Here is a 17903-nt window from a genome sequence, read left to right as displayed (position 1 = left end):
GATCGCTTATGTGAGGGAGCCGACAGGTCAGCTGGCGGCTACCTGCGCGTAACCCGGCTAATCTCGGGGCATCCCCAAACATCGCACGCCCGGCCTCACCGGGCGTGTTCCACATTTGTTACGCCAGGACGCCGTCGTCGCACCAGGACAGCGGCGTCCCGGCGCTTCGCTCACGGCCCCGTGTCCGCGAAGTCAAGGCAGGAGACGAGATGACTGCAGTGACCATCCCCGGTCTCGATCAGGCACCGACCACGCACGCACGCCTCCTGACCTGGGTCCAGGAGGTCGCCGAGCTGACCACCCCCAACGAGGTCGTCTGGGTCGACGGCTCCGAGGAGGAGTCGGCCAGGATCAACGCCAAACTGGTCGCCGCGGGCACCTTCGTGCCGCTGAAGAAGAAGCCGAACTCGTTCTGGTGCGCCTCGGACCCGTCCGACGTCGCGCGCGTCGAGGAGCGGACCTTCATCTGCTCGGTCGACCCCGCTGACTGCGGGCCGACCAACAACTGGATGCAGCCGGCCGAGATGAAGGCCATCATGACCGAGCTGTACCGGGGCTGTATGCGCGGTCGCACGATGTACGTCATTCCGTTCTGCATGGGCCCGCTTGAGGCCGAGAGCCCCATGCTGGGTGTCGAGATCACCGATTCCGAATACGTGGTCGCCTCCATGCGGATCATGACCCGCATGGGCGCCAAGGCGCTGGCGAAGTTCGGCGAGGACGCCGATTTCGTGCCCGCGCTGCACTCGGTGGGCGCTCCGCTGGAGCCGGGTCAGGCCGACGTCGCGTGGCCCTGCAACGAAACCAAGTACATCACGCAGTTCCCCGAGGAGCGCGCGATCTGGTCCTTCGGCTCCGGCTACGGCGGCAACGCCCTGCTGGGCAAGAAGTGCTACTCGCTGCGCATCGCCTCGGCCAAGGCCCGCGACGAGGGCTGGCTGGCCGAGCACATGCTGATCCTCAAGCTCACCTCGCCGGAGAACAAGGTCCACTACATCGCGGCGGCCTTCCCGAGCGCCTGCGGCAAGACCAACCTGGCGATGCTGGAGCCGACCATCGAAGGTTGGAAGGTCGAGACCCTGGGCGACGACATCGCCTGGATGCGCTTCGGCGAGGACGGCCGCCTCTACGCGGTCAACCCGGAGTTCGGCTTCTTCGGCGTGGCGCCGGGTACCGACTACCACACCAACCCGAACGCGATGCGCACGATCGAGCGGGGCAACTCCCTGTTCACCAACGTGGCGCTGACCGACGACGGTGACATCTGGTGGGAGGGCATGGGCGAGCCCCCGGCCCACCTCACCTCCTGGAAGAAGCAGGACTGGACCCCGGACTCGGGCGAGCTGTCCTCGCACCCGAACTCGCGCTACTGCACGCCGATGTCGCAGTGCCCGATCCTGGCCCCGGAGTGGGACGACCCCAAGGGCGTGCCGATCTCCGCGATCTTCTTCGGCGGCCGTCGCGCCACCACGGTCCCGCTGGTGACCGAGTCCCGCGACTGGCAGCACGGCGTGTTCATGGGCGCCACGCTGTCCTCGGAGACCACCGCCGCCGCGGTCGGCCAGGTCGGCGTCGTGCGCCGCGACCCGATGGCCATGCTGCCGTTCATCGGCTACCACGCCGGTGACTACTTCCAGCACTGGATCGACATGGGCAAGAACGCGAACGCGGAGAAGCTGCCCAAGATCTTCTACGTGAACTGGTTCCGCCGTGGCGAGGACAAGCGCTTCCTGTGGCCCGGGTTCGGTGAGAACTCGCGCGTGCTGAAGTGGGCCATCGAGCGCATCGAGGGCAAGGCCAGCGCGCAGGAGACCGCGATCGGCCACGTGCCCGCGCCGGAGAGCCTGGACCTGTCCGGGCTGGACGCCCCGGTGGCGGACATCGAGGCGGCGCTGGAGTTCGACGCGCAGGAGTGGCGTGCCGAGCTGCCGCTGATCGAGGAGTGGTTCACCAAGATCGGCGACAAGCTGCCCACCTCGCTGCGTGACGAGTTCGAGGCGCTCAAGCAGCGCTTGGGCTGATCACCCGCCCACGAGAACCCCGGTGGCCAACGGCGTCCACCGGGGTTCTTGGCGTTAGGGTGCCGGTTCATGGGGGTATCGGCGAACAACCTCGGCGTGCGCGCCGGTGAGGACTGGCTGTTCCGCGAGCTGGACCTGGCCGTGGCCGAGGGCGAGTGCCTGGCGCTGACCGGCTCGAACGGCTCGGGCAAGTCCACGCTGCTGCGCTGCCTGTACGGCACGCAGCGGCCCACCGAGGGGCAGGTCCGGATCTTCGGCCAGGCCCCGGACGAGCGGGTTCCGGAGTTCCGGCGGCTGGCCTCGGTGCTGATGGACGACTCCGCCCTGTTCGACGAGCTGAGCCCACGCCAGCACCTGGAGCTGCTGACCCGCTCCTACCCCGGATCACCCGAGGCCGACCAGGAGCTGTTCGCCTCCGCGGGCCTCGATGCGCGGATGGACGTACCGGCGGGCAAGCTCTCCGCGGGGCAGCGCAGGCGACTCCTCCTGCTCGGGGCCATCGCGCGGCCCCACCAGTTGCTGCTGCTGGACGAGCCGGAGCGGGCGCTGGACGCGGCGGGCCGTGAGTGGCTGGTGGAGCTGGTCCGCGCGGCCAAGTCGCGGGGTGCGGTCGTGGTCGTCGCCAGCCACCACCTCGCGCTGGTCGAGGACGTCGCGGACTGGACCGTCGACCTGTGAAGACCTTGCTGCGCAACGTCATCCTGGGCGAGTGGCTGGTCGGCTACCTGATGGTGATCGGCCTGCTCTGCACCCCGTTCTTCCAGACCGACAGCTGGCGGCACACCGTGCTGGGCAGCCTGCCCGCGCAGCCAACGGCCGGGGTCGCCGTGCTCTGCCTGGCGCTGGCCCTGAGCTGGCGGTCCCTGCTGCGCCGCGACTTCGTCTGGCTCGGACCGGCCCGCCTGACCTGGGACGACTTCGGCACCGGCCGGGTGCGGACGATGAACCGCCGACTGCTGGGCGGCTGGGCCCTGCGCCTGCTGGTCGTGGCCTACGTGACGGCCGTGACGGCACAGGTGCACGGCTGGCGGCCCGAGTTCGTGCCGGTGGGCTGTGCCCTGCTGGCCGTCACCGCCGCGCTCACCCTGCTGGCCGCCCGCCGGGCCGCCCCGGCCCCGGTGCGCTGGGCCGAGCAGGCCGTGCCGCTGCTGTTCGCCGCGGCCCCGCTCGCCGTGCTGCCCGCCTGGTGGGGCCTGACCGCGGCGGTGACGCTGGCCGCACTGGTGCTGGTCTTCGTGCCCGGCCGGTCGGCCGCGGCCAGTGCGGGACGGGTCGACCTGCTCGAAGGCTGGAACTCCCGGGTCCTGCGCCAGGTGTCGGTCGCCTTCATGGACGTCATGGCGCTGCTGCCACCGGGACGGCCACTGCCGTTCCCGCGCTCGCTGAGCGGCCGGTTCGTGGTGCTGCGCTTCGTACTGCTCGGTGTGCTGTCCCGCGCCCGCTACCTGACCCTGACCGGCCTGCTCGCGCTGGCCGTGGTCATGCTGCCGCACGTCCTGCCCGCCACCGGCGCGGTGTGGTGGCTCGGGCTCGGCGCGTTCTTCGCCACCATCCCGTACGCCGCCGCGCTGAGCGAGCTGAGCCGGGTGCCCGGCCTGCGCCGTTGGCTGGGCTGCACCGACATGGAGCTGCGCGTCACGGCTGTCTGCGTGCTGCTGGTGATCACCATCGCGTGGTGGGCGGTGACCGGGTTCGCCTTCGGCTGGACGTTGAGCGGGCTGCTCGTCTCGGCGCTGGCCGCTGCCGCCGTGGTCCGCACGGTGACCAAGCCGATGCTGGACTTCGACAAGCTCGGCGAGGTGGCGGTGCCGGGCATGACGGTCGCGCCGGTCGGGCTCATCGCGCAGCTGGCCACCGGCCTGGACGTGCTGGTGGGCGGCGCGGCCGTGCTCCAGTTCCTGCCGATGTCGGCGATCACCGTGCTGGCCGTGGCCGGACTGTTCGGCTTCGCGGTATGGCGTCGCCCACATGAGTGAGCAACCGACTGGCCGCGTGCGGCGTCTTCTGTGGTGAGACGAGGAGGTGTGGCGTGATATTCGCGGCATTGGCGATGCTGGTGCTGGCGGCGATCGCCCTTCCCATGGCCATCGTGGCGCTGGCCAGAACAGCCCCCAAACCTGAGCAGCCTGCCGAGCAGGGTGCTGGCGTGACGGTGCCGTTGGGGACCAGTGACGTCCCCAACGGCACGGTCGAGACGAACTAGCGGGGCAGCGACCCCGCCGCCTCGCGGTAGGCGGCGACCTGGTCCAGCCCGGCGCGCTGGGCCGGTGCCGCGGCCGTCGGCGGTGCGGGCAGCGGCACCCCGCCGCAGGTCAGGTCTCCGGCGGGCACCTTGCCGTCCACCAGGAACGCCTCCACGACCGTGTCCACACACGTGTTGCCGCTGAGCGCGTAGACCCCGTGGTCACCCTGGTCGGTGGCGGTGAGCAGGCGCGAGTTGGCGAACGCCCGGTGCGCCAGCACGGCACCCTCGTACGGGGTGGCCGGGTCATGCGTGTCCTGCACCATCAGCACCGGGGGCACGCCCTTGCCGGTGGGCCTGCGCAGGTCCAGCTTCGGCCGGTCCCAGGACAGGCAGGGCTGGCTGAGCGTGCCCCAGCCGACCAGCGGGTACTTGCGGCCCTGCTCGGCGGAGTCGCGGATCAGCGAGTCGCGGTTGCCGTGCCACGGGGTGTCGTTGCACAGGATCGCGGTGAACGTGGACATGAACGAGTCCGCGGCGGCCACCGGCCGCAGCCCGCCCGGCTTCGCGGCCCGCAGCGCGTCAGCGACCACGGAGGCGGCAGCCGCGTCACCCGGCTTGTCGGCGACCGCCCGCACGGCGATGAGCGACTTGGCTAGCCCGTCGAACTTCCGGCCCGCGTACAGGGCGTTGACGATCAGGCCGTCCAACGCCACTGGTCCGACCTTGGTCCCGTTCACGGTAACCGGGTTCGCGGCCAGCTTGGCGCGCAGCGACTCGTAGGTCTGCCGGGCCGCTTCGGGCGTGGCGCCGAGGTGGTAGGTCGAGTCGTAGCGGGCCAGCCAGGGCAGCAGGTCCTCGCGGAAGCGGCGCTCGAAGCCCAGCGGCTGCCAGTTGAACGACTCCTGCCAGGGCGCGGTGAACTCGGTGTTCGAGTCCAGCACGAACTTGTCCACCCGCTGCGGGAAGTAGGTGGCGTAGTAGGCGCCCAGCCAGGTGCCGCCGGAGTAGCCGATCCAGTCGATCTTGTCCCGGCCGAGCAGGGCGCGCAGCAGGTCCAGGTCGCGCACGGTCTGCTCGGTGTTCACGAACTCGTTCAGGTCCCCGCCCTTGACCTGGCAGTACTCGGCGGTCAGCTCGGCCGAGTCCAGGATCAGGTCCACGTTGCCCTTGCTCCGGTCCCGCGGGTCCAGGTCGGCGCCGATGTCCAGGCCGCCGCCGCAGGTCAGGCTGGTGCTGTCCCCGGTGCCCCGCACGTCGAAGCCGACCAGGTCCAGGTTGTCCACCAGCTTGGACCGGCCCAGGAAGCTCAGCGGCAGGGTCCGTCCCGGTGCGCCGGGCCCGCCCGGATTGAGCAGCACGCTGCCCTGCGCCACCTTGTTCTGGGCCGGGCGCAGCCTGCTCACCGCGATGGTCAGATCCACCCCGTCGCCGGGGCTGTTCCAGTTTCGCGGGGTGCGGAAGGACCCGCACTCCAGCCGCTCGGCACCCGGTGGCAGACCGGGCGGCACCTTGCCCGGTGCGAAGCAGGGCTTCCAGTCGATCGTCTGGTTCAGGTAGGCCGAGGGCACGCCCCCGGGCGCGGCACCCGCGGCGGGCGCGGCGAGCAGCGCGGCCCCGGTCGCCGCCGCGAGCGCCGCGGCCAACATCGTCTTACGCACGTGCGGATCCCCCTCGTGCACGAAGAGATGGACGGGTCCACCTCATCGCGTGCACGAGGGGCCGCGCGAGAGCCGATCGTCGGGTTTCAGGTGGGCAGCGGGCCGGTACCGATCCCGCGCAGCCTGCCGTTCACGGTCCGTTCCGACTCGGCGTAGCAGATCAGGTTGGTGAAGCCCTGCGACCAGGCCTGCCGGGTGTCCGGCGCGCGCCAAGTGAAGGTCACGTCCGCGCGGTTGGTGGCGCCGAGGTAGTTGATCAGCTCCTTGCCGCACCGGTCGCGGGCGATGGCGTTGATCTGCTCGGTGGGCGGCATCGGGTCGGTGGACCGGCCCAGGGACTGCACGTCGGGCATGGCCTCCCCCAGGTGCGGGCCGTCGCAGCGGCCGAAGCGCAGCTGCTGGTCGCGGGAGGGGGAGCTGACGGTGCAGGTCTGGTACTTGCCGAAGCCCGAACCGGCCAGCCCGTTGTGGATCGACCCGGCCACGGTGGTCGGGTTGCCCACGGAGTCCACCTGGGTCACCGCGCAGACCAGCCAGCGCCTACCCGCGGCCCAGTCCTGCTGCTGCGGCCAGAACGCCCAGGCCTGCACGCTGGTGGCGTCGGCGTCCTTGCTGCCCACGTAGTCGCCCAGCGCCGTGCGGCAGCGGGGCAGCGCCTCGCGGGTCAGCGTGCTGTCGTCGGGCATGCTGCTGGGCAGCCCCGCGGGCAGCTCGCTGACCAGGGTGATCTCGCCCTGGTGCGGGTTGGTGCAGGGCACGGTCTGCCGGGTGGCGTCGATGCACTGCCCGACTGACGGCAGCACACTGCCCGAACCGACCGACACGCTGTCGTTGCGCGGGGCGGGCACCGGCAGCGCGCCGGAACTGTTCACCGGGGAACTCGGCGCGGGTGGAGCGGCGGCTGGCAGGTCGAGCGCGGGTCTCGCGCAGGCACTGGTCGCGCCGGCTACCGCCAGCACCAGCACTGCCTGCCACCCGCGCCGCACTATGCGCCTCCTCGCCGTCGCCTGTTCAGCGTCCATTCGGTCTCCCGGTGGCTCGACCGTACCGGCTATCGGTGACGCCATCCTGGCAAGAAGCTGAAGGTGGCCCCTGCCGAACAGGAGTCGGCAGGGGCCAGTTGGATACGAAATCCCAGGTCAGGACAGTGCGGATGCCGCGGCGTTCACGAGTGCGACCGTCTGGTCGGCAATGGCCTTGCGGCGTGCCTCGAAGGCCGGATCGGTCACTGCGGTCGGGCTCGAGGGCTCACCGAGCACCGGGGTGTGCAGGTGGCCGCCGGGCACCTCGGTGGCGCCCAGGCCCACCCGGATCCGGTTCGAGCGGTACATGCTCTCGTTGGACAGGTAGTCCCCGCCGCTGCCCTGGGCGGCGACCTCCCCCGGCCGCGGGGCGTCGCTGCGGCACTGCGCGGTGCCGGTGCCCGGGTGCGAGCTGTCCGGCCACACGCAGAACACCTGGTCGTAGTTGACCGGGTAGCCGCCGGTGCTCGCGGAGATCATCTGCTGGTACGGCAGGGTGGTCTCGATGAACTGAAGCGCGGGCTGCGGCCAGCCGGTCGCGGCGGGCACCGGCCCGGTGATGCTGACCCGGTTGTTGTCCGGGTAGCCGCCGCGCCAGTCGCCCGCCCAGCGCTCGATGTCGAACTTGCCCGGCCTGCCCTGGCTCAGGGTCATGATCAGGTCGGGCCGGTGCGCACGGTCGCGCAGCGCGGTGCCGTAGGCGGCCTCCACGATGCCCTGGTCGAAATAGCCCCACACCACCGGGAAGGACACGGCCTGCACCACGGCCTTGCCCTGCGGGGTGTCGAGCACCCGGCCGTCCAGTTGCAGGGCGGAGGCGCCCGCCGGGTTGGAGATCCGCACCCCGGTGCCGTCCAGTTGGAACGGGTCGAACCCGCTGACCAGCACCCGCTTGACCCCGTCCGGGTAGCGCACCGAGTCCAGGCCGCGCGAGCCGTGGTCCAGCGAGGTCAGCAGCTCGGTGCGGGTCCGCGCGTCCAGCGCGAACCGGGGCGTCCACTCGCGCAGTGCCTTGCTCAGCTGCAACCGGGCCCAGTACAGCGGCCGGTCGTCGTAGCGGTCCGAGGTGCCCAGGTCGGGGCGGCGGCCCTGGGCCCGGTCCACCGCGGTGCGCCACAGTTCGGTGCCGGTGGAGGCCACCAGCGCTCTGGCGTCGCCAACCGAGCGAGCGGAGCACAGCCTGGTCGTGAACCCGCTGACCAGCGGGTCCAGGCCCGCGTCGGTGACCAGCTTGGGCCCGACCGCGGGGCCGCCGGCGGGCAGGGTCGCCGTCAGCCGCTGCTCCTCAACCGTCAGCGGCGCGTTCGCGTCGTAGCAGGTGGAGGCCGGGGCCGCCTGGGCGAAACCCGGGACGGCGGCCAGCATCGGGACCGCCGCCAGCAGGGGTACCAGGGCTCGCAGGGTGCTGCGAGTTCGACTCACAGTGAGCTCCGTTCGAGTCATGTGTGATTGGTTCAGACCTTGAACGAGTCTCACCCATCCGTGCGTAAAGCAACACAACAGGTGACCAAGACCTTGCACGGAGGGGTGTCCACATGTCGCGCAAAAGTGTGAAGGCGGGGCTGGCGGTGGGATCCGCTGCCACCGTCCTGCTCGGGGTGGTGATCAGCACCGCGACCCTCGCCACGGCAGGCGTGCCGCAACCGCAGCAGGCGGCAGCCGCCGACGTGCTGACCGACGCCACCGGCCGGGTCGTGTCGATGACCCCGCAGACCCCGGAGCCCTCGACCCAGGGCACCGATCCCGGCCAGGCCGGCAACTCCCACCTGGACGCGATCGCCAAGGTGTTCGGCGTGCTCGCCGACACGCTCAAGCTGGTCGACGTCAAGCAGCTGCCCTCCGGCACCGCCGTGCGCTACCAGCAGGAGATCGCGGGCATCCCGGTCTTCGGCGGCCAGATCGTGCAGAACCTCGCCCCGGACGGTTCGCTGATCAGCGCCCAGGGCAAGGTCAGCCAGCGCACCCGGGGCAGCTTCCCGGCCAACGCGCTGTCGGCGAAGTCCAGCGCCAACACCGCGGCCGTGCGCAAGACGGCGGCCAACCACAACCTGGCCGCCGAGCAGGTCAGCGTGCGCGAGACCACCCCGTACTGGTGGGACCCGACCCTGGGCGGCGAGCCCGGTGAGGCCGTGGCCCAGCCCGCCTACGTGGTGCGGCTGCGCGGCTCGCAGGCCGAGCAGCAGTGGTCCATGGTGGTCGGCGCCGAGCGCAGTGAGGTGGTGACCTCCTGGAAGGACGCCCGCGAGGCCGTGAACAGGGACGTGTGCGACGCCGGGCGCCGGGTCGTCGCCGGGGACCTGAACTCGGTGCGCTGCGGCACCACGTTCCGGCCCGCGCTCACCGAGCGGGGCGGCCGGTCGAACGTCGCCGACGTGAACAACGTGTTCAAGTTCTTCGGCCAGGCCAGCGACTTCTACGCGAAGAACCTGAACGTGGACCTGACCCAGCTGATCGGCAACGACCTGCGCGACGGCACCGGCAAGGCGCTGCGCGGCACCGTGCGGATCTGCGTGCAGGACGAGCGGTGCCCGTTCCTCAACGCGTTCTGGGACGGCGAGCAGATGGCCTTCGGTGAGGGGGTCACCACGCTGAACGTGACCGGGCACGAGCTGACCCACGGGGTCACCCAGCACACCTCCGGCCTGCAGGGAGGTTTGGCGGACGCGCTGAACGAGGGCCTGTCCGACGTGTTCGGCAAGTTCATCGGCATCACCGCGAACGACCCCAACGACACCGGGGCCAACCGCTGGACCATCGGCGCGGGCTCCGCGCTGGGCGCCATCCGCGACATGCAGAACCCGGGGCGGTTCAAGCAGCCCGACAAGGTCAACGGCACGTTCTGGGTCACCAACAACCCCGACCCGCACGCCAACGACGGGGTGGTCAACAAGACCGACTTCCTGATCACCGACGGCGGCTCGTTCAACGGCAAGACGATCAAGGGCCTCGGCGTGGCCAAGTCCGTCCCGATCTGGTTCGGCGTGGAGAACCTGCTGACCCCGCGCGCGACCTTCCAGGACCTGGGCAACGCCCTGAACTCCTCCTGCAAGGCCAACGCGGCCAAGGGCGTCGCCGGCATCACCCAGGACGACTGCACCCAGGTGGCCAACGCGGTGCTCGCCACCCAGCTGAACCAGCGGCCCCGCTAGTCCGATCGGCGGGTGAGAATCCTACTTTCGGGGGGAGCGCTCACCTAAGTGAGGTATGCACACTTCGCGATACGTCACTCCAAGTGACCGTATCCCTGCGGAGGTGTATGAGTGTCACGCAATCGAGTTATCGGTGGTGCACTGGCCGCCGGCGCGACGACCATCGCGCTGGCGGCCACTGCGCTGGGGGCCGTCGGAACCGCCGAGGCACAGCCGACCCTGCACCAGGTGAGCTCGCGGGCGATGCCCTTCGGCAGCGTCGTGCGCTACCAGCAGGAGATCGGCGGGGTGCCGGTGTACGGCGGGCAGCTCGTGCGGACCCTGGACCGCGAGGGCAAGGTCATGGCCACCCTGGGCAAGACCACCCGCCGCTCGACCGGTCAGTTCCCGGCCAGCCCGGCGGGCGCGGACACCGCGGCCCTGGCCGACGTGGCCAGGAGCAGCGGACTCGCCCTCTCCGAGCTGACCGCCGACACCCCGCAGCCCTACTGGTACGACACCACCCTGGGCGGGGCGCGCGGCGAGTCCGTCGCGGTGCCCAGCTACCAGGTCGTGGTGCGCGGCACGCGGGCCGACCAGAAGTGGACCGAGGTCGTCAAGGCGGGCAGCAACGAGGTGCTCACCTCCTGGTCGGAGGTGCGCGAGGCGCTGAACCGGGACGTCTGCGACGCCAACCGCCAGATGGTCAGCAACCAGTTCAGCGGCATCCGCTGCGGCTCGAAGTTCACCGTGACCCGGCGCGAGGGCGGCGCCCAGTCCAGCGTGGCCGACGTCAACAACGTCTACAACTTCTTCGGTGACGCCTCGAAGTTCTACGCCGACAAGGTGGGCGTGGACCTGACCGACCTGCTGGGCGTGGACTTCGGCGACGGCACCGGCAAGGCCCTGCGCGGCACCGTGCGCATCTGCGTGCCGAACTACCCCTGCCCGTACCTGAACGCCTTCTGGAACGGCGAGCAGATGGGCTTCGGCGAGGGCGTCACCACCGACGACGTCACCGGGCACGAGCTGACCCACGGGGTCACCCAGCACACCTCCGGCCTGGGCGGCGGCCAGGCGGCCTCGCTCAACGAGGGCATCTCCGACGTGTTCGGCAAGTTCATCGCGCTCACCGCGAACGACCCGAACAGCACCGGGGCCAACCGCTGGAACCTGGGCGCGGGCACCTCGCTGGGCGTCATCCGCAACATGAAGGACCCGCGCTCCTCCAAGAAGCCGCAGCCCGACCGCGTCAACGGCCCCGGCTGGGACACCAACAACCCGGACGAGCACATCAACGACGGCGTGGTGAACAAGGCCGACTACCTGATCACCGACGGGGACACCTTCAACGGGCAGACCGTGCGCGGCCTTGGCATCGACAAGGCCGTGCAGGTCTGGTGGGGCGTGGAGAACCTGCTGACCCCGAGCGCCACCTTCCCCGACCTGGGCAAGGCACTGAACTCCTCCTGTTCCGCGCTGGCCCAGAACGGCACCGCGGGCATCACCGCAGACGACTGCACCCAGGTCGCCAACGCGGTGAAGGCCACCCAGCTTGACCAGGACCCGGCCTGACCCGCGAAATCACGATTCGACCCCACTGATGGGCGAACGGCGATCCTCCCGGCTTAACATCCGCGTCACGAGATGGGGCCGGGAGGATCGTCATGGCTGAACAGCCACCACCGCGCAAGCGGAACCCGTGGAACCTGCTGCTGCTGGTACCACTGCTCATGTTGGTCACGTCGTGGTTCAACTTCGACCAGCCTCGGCTGTTCGGCATGCCGTTCTTCTACTGGTACCAGTTCGCCTTCGTACCGGTCGGCGTGATCTGCGTCGGGGTCGTCTACCTCAAGTCGCGGGGTGAGGGCCAGTGACCACGGAGCAGATCGTCCAGCTGTGCGTGTTCGGCGTGCTGTTCGTGCTCGTCACCGTGATGGGCTTCGTCGCATCGCGCTGGCGGGCCGGTGCCACCCTGGACCACCTCGACGAGTGGGGCCTTGGCGGGCGCAAGTTCGGCGCCTGGATCACCTGGTTCCTCGTCGGCGGTGACCTCTACACCGCCTACACCTTCGTTGCCGTGCCCGCGCTGATCTTCGGCGCCGGTGCGCTGGGCTTCTACGCCCTGCCCTACACGGTGGTGCTGTACCCGATCGTCTTCCTGCCGCTGCAACGCATGTGGTCGGTCTCCCGGGTGCACGGCTACGTGACGCCCGCCGACTTCGTGCGCGGCCGGTACGGCTCCCCGCTGCTGGCCCTGCTGATCGCCATCACCGGCATCGTCGCCACCATGCCCTACATCGCGCTGCAACTGGTCGGCCTGGAGTCGGTGCTGCGCACGATGGGCATCAACGGCAGCGGGCTGCTCGGCCACCTGCCGCTGTTCGTGGCCTTCGTGATCCTCGCGGTCTACACCTACCAGTCCGGGCTGCGCGCGCCCGCGCTGATCGCCTTCGTCAAGGACGCCCTGATCTACCTGGTCATCCTGGTCGCGATCTTCTACCTGCCGACCAAGTTCGGCGGCTGGAGCGCGATCTTCGACAACGCGGCGAGCGCGCTGGCCAAGCCCAACCCGGTCACCGGAAAGCCCTCCGGCTCGATCCTGCTCAGCCCCAGCAACCAGTTGCAGTACGCGACCCTGGCGCTGGGCTCGGCGCTGGCGCTGTTCCTGTACCCGCACTCGCTGACCGGGATCCTGGCCTCCAAGGGCCGCAAGGTCATCAAGAAGAACATGGTCGCGCTGCCCGCGTACTCCCTGGTGCTCGGTCTGCTCGCGCTGCTGGGCTACATCGCGCTGGTCTCCGGGGCCAAGCCGATCGTCAACCAGGCCACCGGCAAGCCCGACTCCAACACGATCGTGCCGGTGCTGTTCGGCCACGAGTTCCCCGCCTGGTTCGCCGGCATCGCCTTCGCCGCGATCGGCATCGGCGCGCTGGTCCCCGCCGCGATCATGTCCATCGCCGCGGCCAACCTGTGGACCCGCAACATCTACAAGGAGTTCCTGCACCGCGACGCGACACCGAAGCAGGAGGCCACCCAGGCCAAGCTCGCCTCGCTGATCGTGAAGTTCGGTGCGGTGGCCTTCGTGCTGTTCGTGGACCCGCAGTTCTCCATCGACCTGCAACTGATCGGCGGGGTGATGATCCTGCAGACCCTGCCCGCCGTGGCGATCGCGCTCTACACGCGCTGGCTGCACAAGTGGGGCCTGATCGCGGGCTGGGTCGTGGGTATGGGCTGGGGCCTGTACCTGCTGTACACGATCCCCAACCCCAGCAACGGAAAGGCCCACTTCGGCGGCTCCGCGCTGACCCTGGACAAGCTGAACCTGCTCGGCTGGCAGCCCTTCGCCGGTTCCCAGGTGCAGATCTACGTCGGCGCCGTCGCCCTGGTGGCGAACCTGGTGGTGGCCGTGGTCGTCACCGTCATCGCCCGCCAGGCCAAGTGGTTCAACGGCACGGACCAGACCGACACCACCGACTACGAGGTCGAGGACGGGGACCCCAAGCTGCGTCCCGTCGGCCAGCACTGAGCCGGGTACAAGGGGGCGACACGCACGCGTGTCGCCCCCTTCGCATTACTCAGCGCTGAACCGGGGGTCGCGCTCCGGATAAATTCACGGGCCCGGTAACACCGGCCTCGGATTGTCGATGTCACCAGGCGTCAGGGATTCCGCTCGGAACCCGGTAACCGGAAGGTGACATCGTGCGACCGCTCGGTTCGGCCAAGGCACGCTGGGCTACCGCTGGCATCGTGGCAGTGGTCGCGCTTTCAGGCCTGGCATTCGTGCTGTTCGGGACCGGTTCCGATGAACAGCCCGTGACCAGCGCCAACGCTACGGTCACCAGCACCTCGGCGAGTGAGGCGCCCACCACGACACCTTCCGTCTCACCGTCGAATGCGCATGTGACAACTCCTTCCGGAACGGTGAGCGGTGCCCCCGGAACGGCGCCGCCCGCACTGGTGAATTGGCTCCAGGGCGGTGGCCTTCAGCAGACCAGCGGATTGTTGGCAGATTCCTCACAGGTTCTCGCGGGCCGCAGCAACTCGGGCGGTCCGAACCTGGCAAACGCCTGTGAATCGCTGGCCAAGAATGTGCGTGCGGCCAAGGCGTACCAGCCGATTCCCGATGAGACCACGCAACGCGCGTGGGCCGGCGCCCTCGCCGGTTTCGACCACGGCGCCGCCGAGTGCGTCACCGGCACCAAGGCGAACAACGCCGGCCAGATCTCCAGCGCCACCAAGGAGATCGGCACCAGTAGCGAGGCTCTCAAGCAGGTGATGACGCGCCTGTCCGATCTCGCGCGGTGAACCGTCCAGTGGGGGAACAGCAATCAACCGAAGGGATCCACCCACTCATGGCTAGACGCCGCCACGCCGCACCGCTCGGCGCGGCACTGGCCGTCAGCACGGCGCTGACGTTGACCGGAGCCTTACCCGCCGGTGCGGATCCCGCGCCGCGCATCGACCTGAAGGTGCTCGTCGTCACCAGCGGGGACGTGGGTACCCAGGCCATCGCCCAGGAACTGACCAACGAGGGCGTGCCGTTCACCACGGTCGACCTGAACTCCCCGTCACGGCCCACGATCGACGCCAACTTCCTGTCCGGCACCGCGGGCGGTGCCCCCGAGGCGAAGTACCAGGCCGTGGTGCTGCCCAACAACAACCCGTTCGCCTCCGGCTCCGCCGAGATGGCCGCGCTGACCGCCTACGAGGCGCAGTTCGGCATCCGCCAGGTCGACGCCTACAACTGGGCGAACCCCGCGGTGGGCCTGAACTACGCCGGTTACGCGGGCACCCTGGACGCCACCACCGGGCACGTCAGCGCGGACGGCCTGAGCGGGCCGTTCGACTACCTGCGCGGACCGGTGGCCTTCGAGCCGAGCACCTCGGGCTACTCGCAGAGCTGGGGCTACCTGGCCACCCCGTTGGCCGCGGGCTACAAGACCCTGGTCAGCGGCACCTCCCCGGACGGCAGCACCACCGGCTCGCTGGTCGGCGAGTACAGCCATGACGGGATCACCGAGCTGGTGATCACCTTCGCGTACAACAGCTTGCAGCGGCAGTACCAGTTGCTGGCCCACGGCATCGTCACCTGGATGACCAAGGGCGTGCACCTGGGGTACAACCGCAACTATCTCAACGTCGACATCGACGACGTGCTGATGGGCGACGACCTGTGGAACACCACCTACCACTGCACCCCCGGTGACGTGGACTGCCCGGTCGGGTCCAACCTGCCCGAGCAGTCGGTGCGCATGGTGCCCGCGGACGTCACGTACGCGGTGAACTGGCAGCAGCAGCAAGGTTTCCAGCTGGAGATGGCCTACAACGGCGGCGGCAGTGAGGACTACGTGGCCGACAACGGCTCGGATCCGCTGCTGACCTCGTTCCTGGCCAGCAAGAACAACTTCCACTGGGTCAACCACACCTACAACCACGAGTTCCTCGGCTGCGTGCAGAACGTGACCGTGGTGCCGTGGCAGTGCACCAAGGACGCACTGGGCAACACCGTGTGGGACTCGCTGGCCTCGGTCAGCAACCAGATCTCGCAGAACGTGGCCTGGGCCAACGCCAAGGGCCTGCCGATCGACACCACTGAGCTGATCTCCGGCGAGCACTCGGGGCTGTACATCCTGCCGCAGCAGCCGCAGGACAACCCGAACTTCGTGCTGGCGCTGACCGCCAACGGGATCAAGTGGACCGGGGCCGACGCCTCCCGCCAGCCCGCCCAGCGACTGGTCGGCGCCACCGAGACCGTGCCACGCCACCCGCTGGACGTGTACTACAACGTGTCCACCGCCAGCGCGATGGTCAACGAGTACAACTGGATCTACACCTCGCGGGCCAACGGCGGCAGCGGGTTGTGCGAGGACAACCCGACGATCATGACCTGCATCTCCCCGCTGAGCGAGTCGACCGGGTTCGCCTCGTACATCGTGCCGATGCAGACCGTGAACGCCATGCGGGACGTGCTGTCCAACGACCCGAGGCCGTTCTACATGCACCAGTCCAACCTGACCGGCGACCGGCTCGCCTACTCCGTGGTCGGCGACGTGCTCAGCACCTACCGGGCCGCCTTCGCCGACAACACGCCGGTGACGCAGAAGGTGCTCGCCGGTGCCGGGCAGGTCATGAAGGACCAGGCCGCGTGGCACAACGCGGTCGGTTCGGGTTCGGTGAGCGGGTACATCCAGGGCAACACCGTGGTCATCCAGACGGCCACCGGCACCCGGGTCCCGTTCACCGCGCCGAACGGCACGCTGACCGGCGGTTCGGCGGTCTACGGCGAGGCCTACGCGGGTGAGCGCTCGGCGTACACCCTCAGCACCGGCACGCTGAGCTTCACGCTGCCGAGCTAGTCGGTGGGGTGCTCGTCGGGAGCCTCAGCCTCCTGACGAGCACCCCAACTCGCCCTGCGCAGCACCAGCGTCCCGACCCCCGCGGCCGCCACGCCCAAGCCGGTGTACCCGAGCGCGGGCCCGCACGCTTGCCTGAACGGGTAGCCGTTCGCCTCCGCCAACCGCTGGTAGCGCGCGTTCATCCACTCCGTGGCCTGCGCCTGGGTGCCGGAGTACTTCTCGACGGGCGTGTAGTACCGCTCGTGCGGCGCACCGTCCTCGTGCTGGTAGACGGTCACCGTGGCGACCCTGTGCTCGTCCACCCCGTAGTTGATCGACCACGGCTTCGGCCAGATGCTGATCGCGACGAGGTTGACCAGCGAGTCGGACCCCAGGTTCGACCACACCAGCCCGGTGGCCCCCGCGCCGAGGCCCAGGCCGATCATGAGAAGTCCGCGCTTCACCCTGTTCGACATGTGACCGAGCCTGGCGCGAGCGATGACCGGGGGAATCGGTGCTACTACTCACCACCCATGAAAAGCCCCCACCACACCTCGGGGGGCGACCCCAAGTCCAGTCTACCGCCAGCAGCACCACGTTGATCTTGCTGGAGATCCACATGTGGACAACTCGGCGGCTGTGGACAACCTCAGTGGCCCGTCACCAGCGCAGCGGCTCCGACCAGGCCGGACTGGCTGTCAAGAGCTGCCCGCACCACCCGCAGACCGTCCAAGTAGGACAGTCCGGCGTGCACGTCCAGCGCGCGCCGGATCGGGTCGAACAGCAGCTCACCGGCCCGCGCGACCCCGCCGCCGATCACGGCCAGGTCCAGGTCGCAGATCGCGCCCGCGGCAGCGATCGCGTAGCCGACCGCGGCCCCACCCCGCTCGAAGGCGGTCCGCGCGACCTCGTCACCGGCCCGTGCCGAGCGCTCCAGTTCGATCGCGTCGGCGCCCTGCCAGCCCTGTTCCCGCGCCCAGCGCACCATGTTCGGCCCGCTGGCCACGGTCTCCACACAGCCCCGCCCGCCGCAGGTGCACGGCCAGCCGTCCGGTTCCACCACGACGTGACCGATGTGGCCCGCGTTGCCGGTGCGCCCGCCGAAGGGCTTGCCGTCCAGCACCAGCCCGCCGCCGACCCCCGTGGACACCACCATGCCGATCATGAACCGGTTCGCGGTGCCCGCCCCGAGCCGGTGCTCGGCCAGCGCGATGCACACCCCGTCCCCGGCCAGTTCCACCGGCACGCCAGGCACCAGCTCACTGACCCGCTCGCGCAGCGGGAACCGTTGCCAGCCGGTCACGTTGATCGGGCTCACCGTGCCCTCGACGGTGTCCACCGGCCCGGCGCAGCCGATGCCCACGGCCGAGGGAGACTCGCCGTCGAGCACCTCCGCCACGGCCTCGCGCACGGCGGTGAACGCCAGCTCCCCGTCCAGCGCGGGGGTCGGCCGCACGGCGCTGCGCAGCACCGAACCCGCTGAGTCCACCAGTCCGGCCGCGATCTTGGTGCCGCCGATGTCCAGAGCCAGCACGTGGTCAGTCACGGCAG

15 protein-coding genes are annotated in these 17903 nt (G+C 69.9%); 10 read left to right on the top strand and 5 right to left on the bottom strand.

Features of this window, described 5'->3' with window-relative positions:
- Positions 1–209: 209 nt before the first annotated feature.
- From KALB_RS42905 to KALB_RS48080, 4 genes are all read left to right on the top strand, one after another.
- Entirely contained in the window at positions 210–2021 is a 1812-nt protein-coding gene (locus KALB_RS42905) for a phosphoenolpyruvate carboxykinase (GTP) (protein WP_025361852.1), read from the top strand.
- Between the two features lie 69 nt (positions 2022–2090).
- Complete coding sequence (locus tag KALB_RS42900; protein ID WP_025361851.1) at positions 2091–2699, top strand: ABC transporter ATP-binding protein; 609 nt, start codon at positions 2091–2093, stop codon at positions 2697–2699.
- A complete protein-coding gene (locus KALB_RS42895) occupies positions 2696–3997 on the top strand; it encodes a DUF6297 family protein (RefSeq protein WP_025361850.1) in 1302 nt (433 codons plus the stop codon). Before KALB_RS42900 ends, KALB_RS42895 begins: the two co-directional genes overlap by 4 nt.
- 53 nt (positions 3998–4050) lie before the next feature.
- A complete protein-coding gene (locus KALB_RS48080) occupies positions 4051–4224 on the top strand; it encodes a hypothetical protein (RefSeq protein ID WP_158510909.1) in 174 nt (57 codons plus the stop codon).
- Here the strand turns inward: KALB_RS48080 and KALB_RS42890 are convergent.
- From KALB_RS42890 to KALB_RS42880, 3 genes are all read right to left on the bottom strand, one after another.
- Positions 4221–5864, bottom strand: a complete 1644-nt coding sequence (locus tag KALB_RS42890; protein WP_025361849.1) for an alpha/beta hydrolase — start codon at positions 5862–5864, stop codon at positions 4221–4223. The genes KALB_RS48080 and KALB_RS42890 overlap by 4 nt on opposite strands.
- A gap of 86 nt (positions 5865–5950) precedes the next feature.
- Entirely contained in the window at positions 5951–6850 is a 900-nt protein-coding gene (locus KALB_RS42885) for a septum formation family protein (protein WP_051913371.1), read from the bottom strand.
- A 153-nt stretch (positions 6851–7003) separates the two neighbouring features.
- Positions 7004–8251, bottom strand: coding sequence for a pyroglutamyl-peptidase I (locus tag KALB_RS42880; protein WP_042221438.1), 1248 nt, complete (start codon positions 8249–8251; stop codon positions 7004–7006).
- Positions 8252–8421: 170 nt separating this feature from the next.
- Here KALB_RS42880 and KALB_RS42875 point away from each other — a divergent pair, with 170 nt between their 5' ends.
- The 6 genes from KALB_RS42875 (at position 8422) to KALB_RS42850 (ending at position 16373) form a co-directional block, all read left to right on the top strand.
- Complete coding sequence (locus KALB_RS42875; protein ID WP_081789776.1) at positions 8422–10035, top strand: M4 family metallopeptidase; 1614 nt, start codon at positions 8422–8424, stop codon at positions 10033–10035.
- 111 nt (positions 10036–10146) lie between these two features.
- A complete protein-coding gene (locus KALB_RS42870; protein WP_025361845.1) occupies positions 10147–11589 on the top strand; it encodes a M4 family metallopeptidase in 1443 nt (480 codons plus the stop codon).
- A 92-nt stretch (positions 11590–11681) separates the two neighbouring features.
- On the top strand, positions 11682–11891 hold the full coding sequence (locus tag KALB_RS42865) for a DUF3311 domain-containing protein (protein WP_025361844.1): 210 nt from the start codon (positions 11682–11684) through the stop codon (positions 11889–11891).
- On the top strand, positions 11888–13543 hold the full coding sequence (gene mctP, locus KALB_RS42860; RefSeq protein ID WP_025361843.1) for a monocarboxylate uptake permease MctP: 1656 nt from the start codon (positions 11888–11890) through the stop codon (positions 13541–13543). The genes KALB_RS42865 and mctP overlap by 4 nt, the downstream gene beginning before the upstream one ends.
- A gap of 173 nt (positions 13544–13716) precedes the next feature.
- The gene (locus KALB_RS47375) at positions 13717–14322 is read left to right on the top strand and encodes a superantigen-like protein SSL4 (RefSeq protein ID WP_148309878.1); all 606 of its coding nucleotides are present in this window, start codon (positions 13717–13719) and stop codon (positions 14320–14322) included.
- A gap of 47 nt (positions 14323–14369) precedes the next feature.
- Entirely contained in the window at positions 14370–16373 is a 2004-nt protein-coding gene (locus KALB_RS42850; protein ID WP_025361841.1) for a hypothetical protein, read from the top strand.
- Here the strand turns inward: KALB_RS42850 and KALB_RS42845 are convergent.
- Positions 16370–16828: a hypothetical protein gene (locus KALB_RS42845; protein ID WP_148309877.1), complete on the bottom strand. Its 459-nt coding sequence runs from the start codon at positions 16826–16828 to the stop codon at positions 16370–16372. The two genes, KALB_RS42850 and KALB_RS42845, sit on opposite strands and share 4 nt — an antisense overlap.
- A gap of 173 nt (positions 16829–17001) precedes the next feature.
- Complete coding sequence (locus KALB_RS42840) at positions 17002–17898, bottom strand: ROK family protein (protein ID WP_025361839.1); 897 nt, start codon at positions 17896–17898, stop codon at positions 17002–17004.
- Positions 17899–17903: the final 5 nt, after the last annotated feature.

Origin of the sequence: Kutzneria viridogrisea DSM 43870, from assembly GCF_000525635.1 — a bacterium.
In the GTDB taxonomy this organism is placed as follows: Bacteria; Actinomycetota; Actinomycetes; order Mycobacteriales; family Pseudonocardiaceae; genus Kutzneria; species Kutzneria viridogrisea.
Note: the sequence above shows the minus strand (reverse complement) of the source record. Positions and strands in the feature narration are given on the sequence as shown.

Excerpts from the sequence above, each read along its gene's own strand:
- KALB_RS42845 (WP_148309877.1), bottom strand. The coding sequence starts at position 16,828 with ATGTCGAACAGGGTGAAGCGCGGACTTCTCATGATCGGCCTGGGCCTC.
- KALB_RS42875 (WP_081789776.1), top strand. The coding sequence starts at position 8,422 with ATGTCGCGCAAAAGTGTGAAGGCGGGGCTGGCGGTGGGATCCGCTGCC.
- KALB_RS42865 (WP_025361844.1), top strand. The coding sequence starts at position 11,682 with ATGGCTGAACAGCCACCACCGCGCAAGCGGAACCCGTGGAACCTGCTG.
- KALB_RS42850 (WP_025361841.1), top strand. The coding sequence starts at position 14,370 with ATGGCTAGACGCCGCCACGCCGCACCGCTCGGCGCGGCACTGGCCGTC.
- KALB_RS42900 (WP_025361851.1), top strand. The coding sequence starts at position 2,091 with ATGGGGGTATCGGCGAACAACCTCGGCGTGCGCGCCGGTGAGGACTGG.
- KALB_RS42905 (WP_025361852.1), top strand. The coding sequence starts at position 210 with ATGACTGCAGTGACCATCCCCGGTCTCGATCAGGCACCGACCACGCAC.
- KALB_RS42880 (WP_042221438.1), bottom strand. The coding sequence starts at position 8,251 with ATGCTGGCCGCCGTCCCGGGTTTCGCCCAGGCGGCCCCGGCCTCCACC.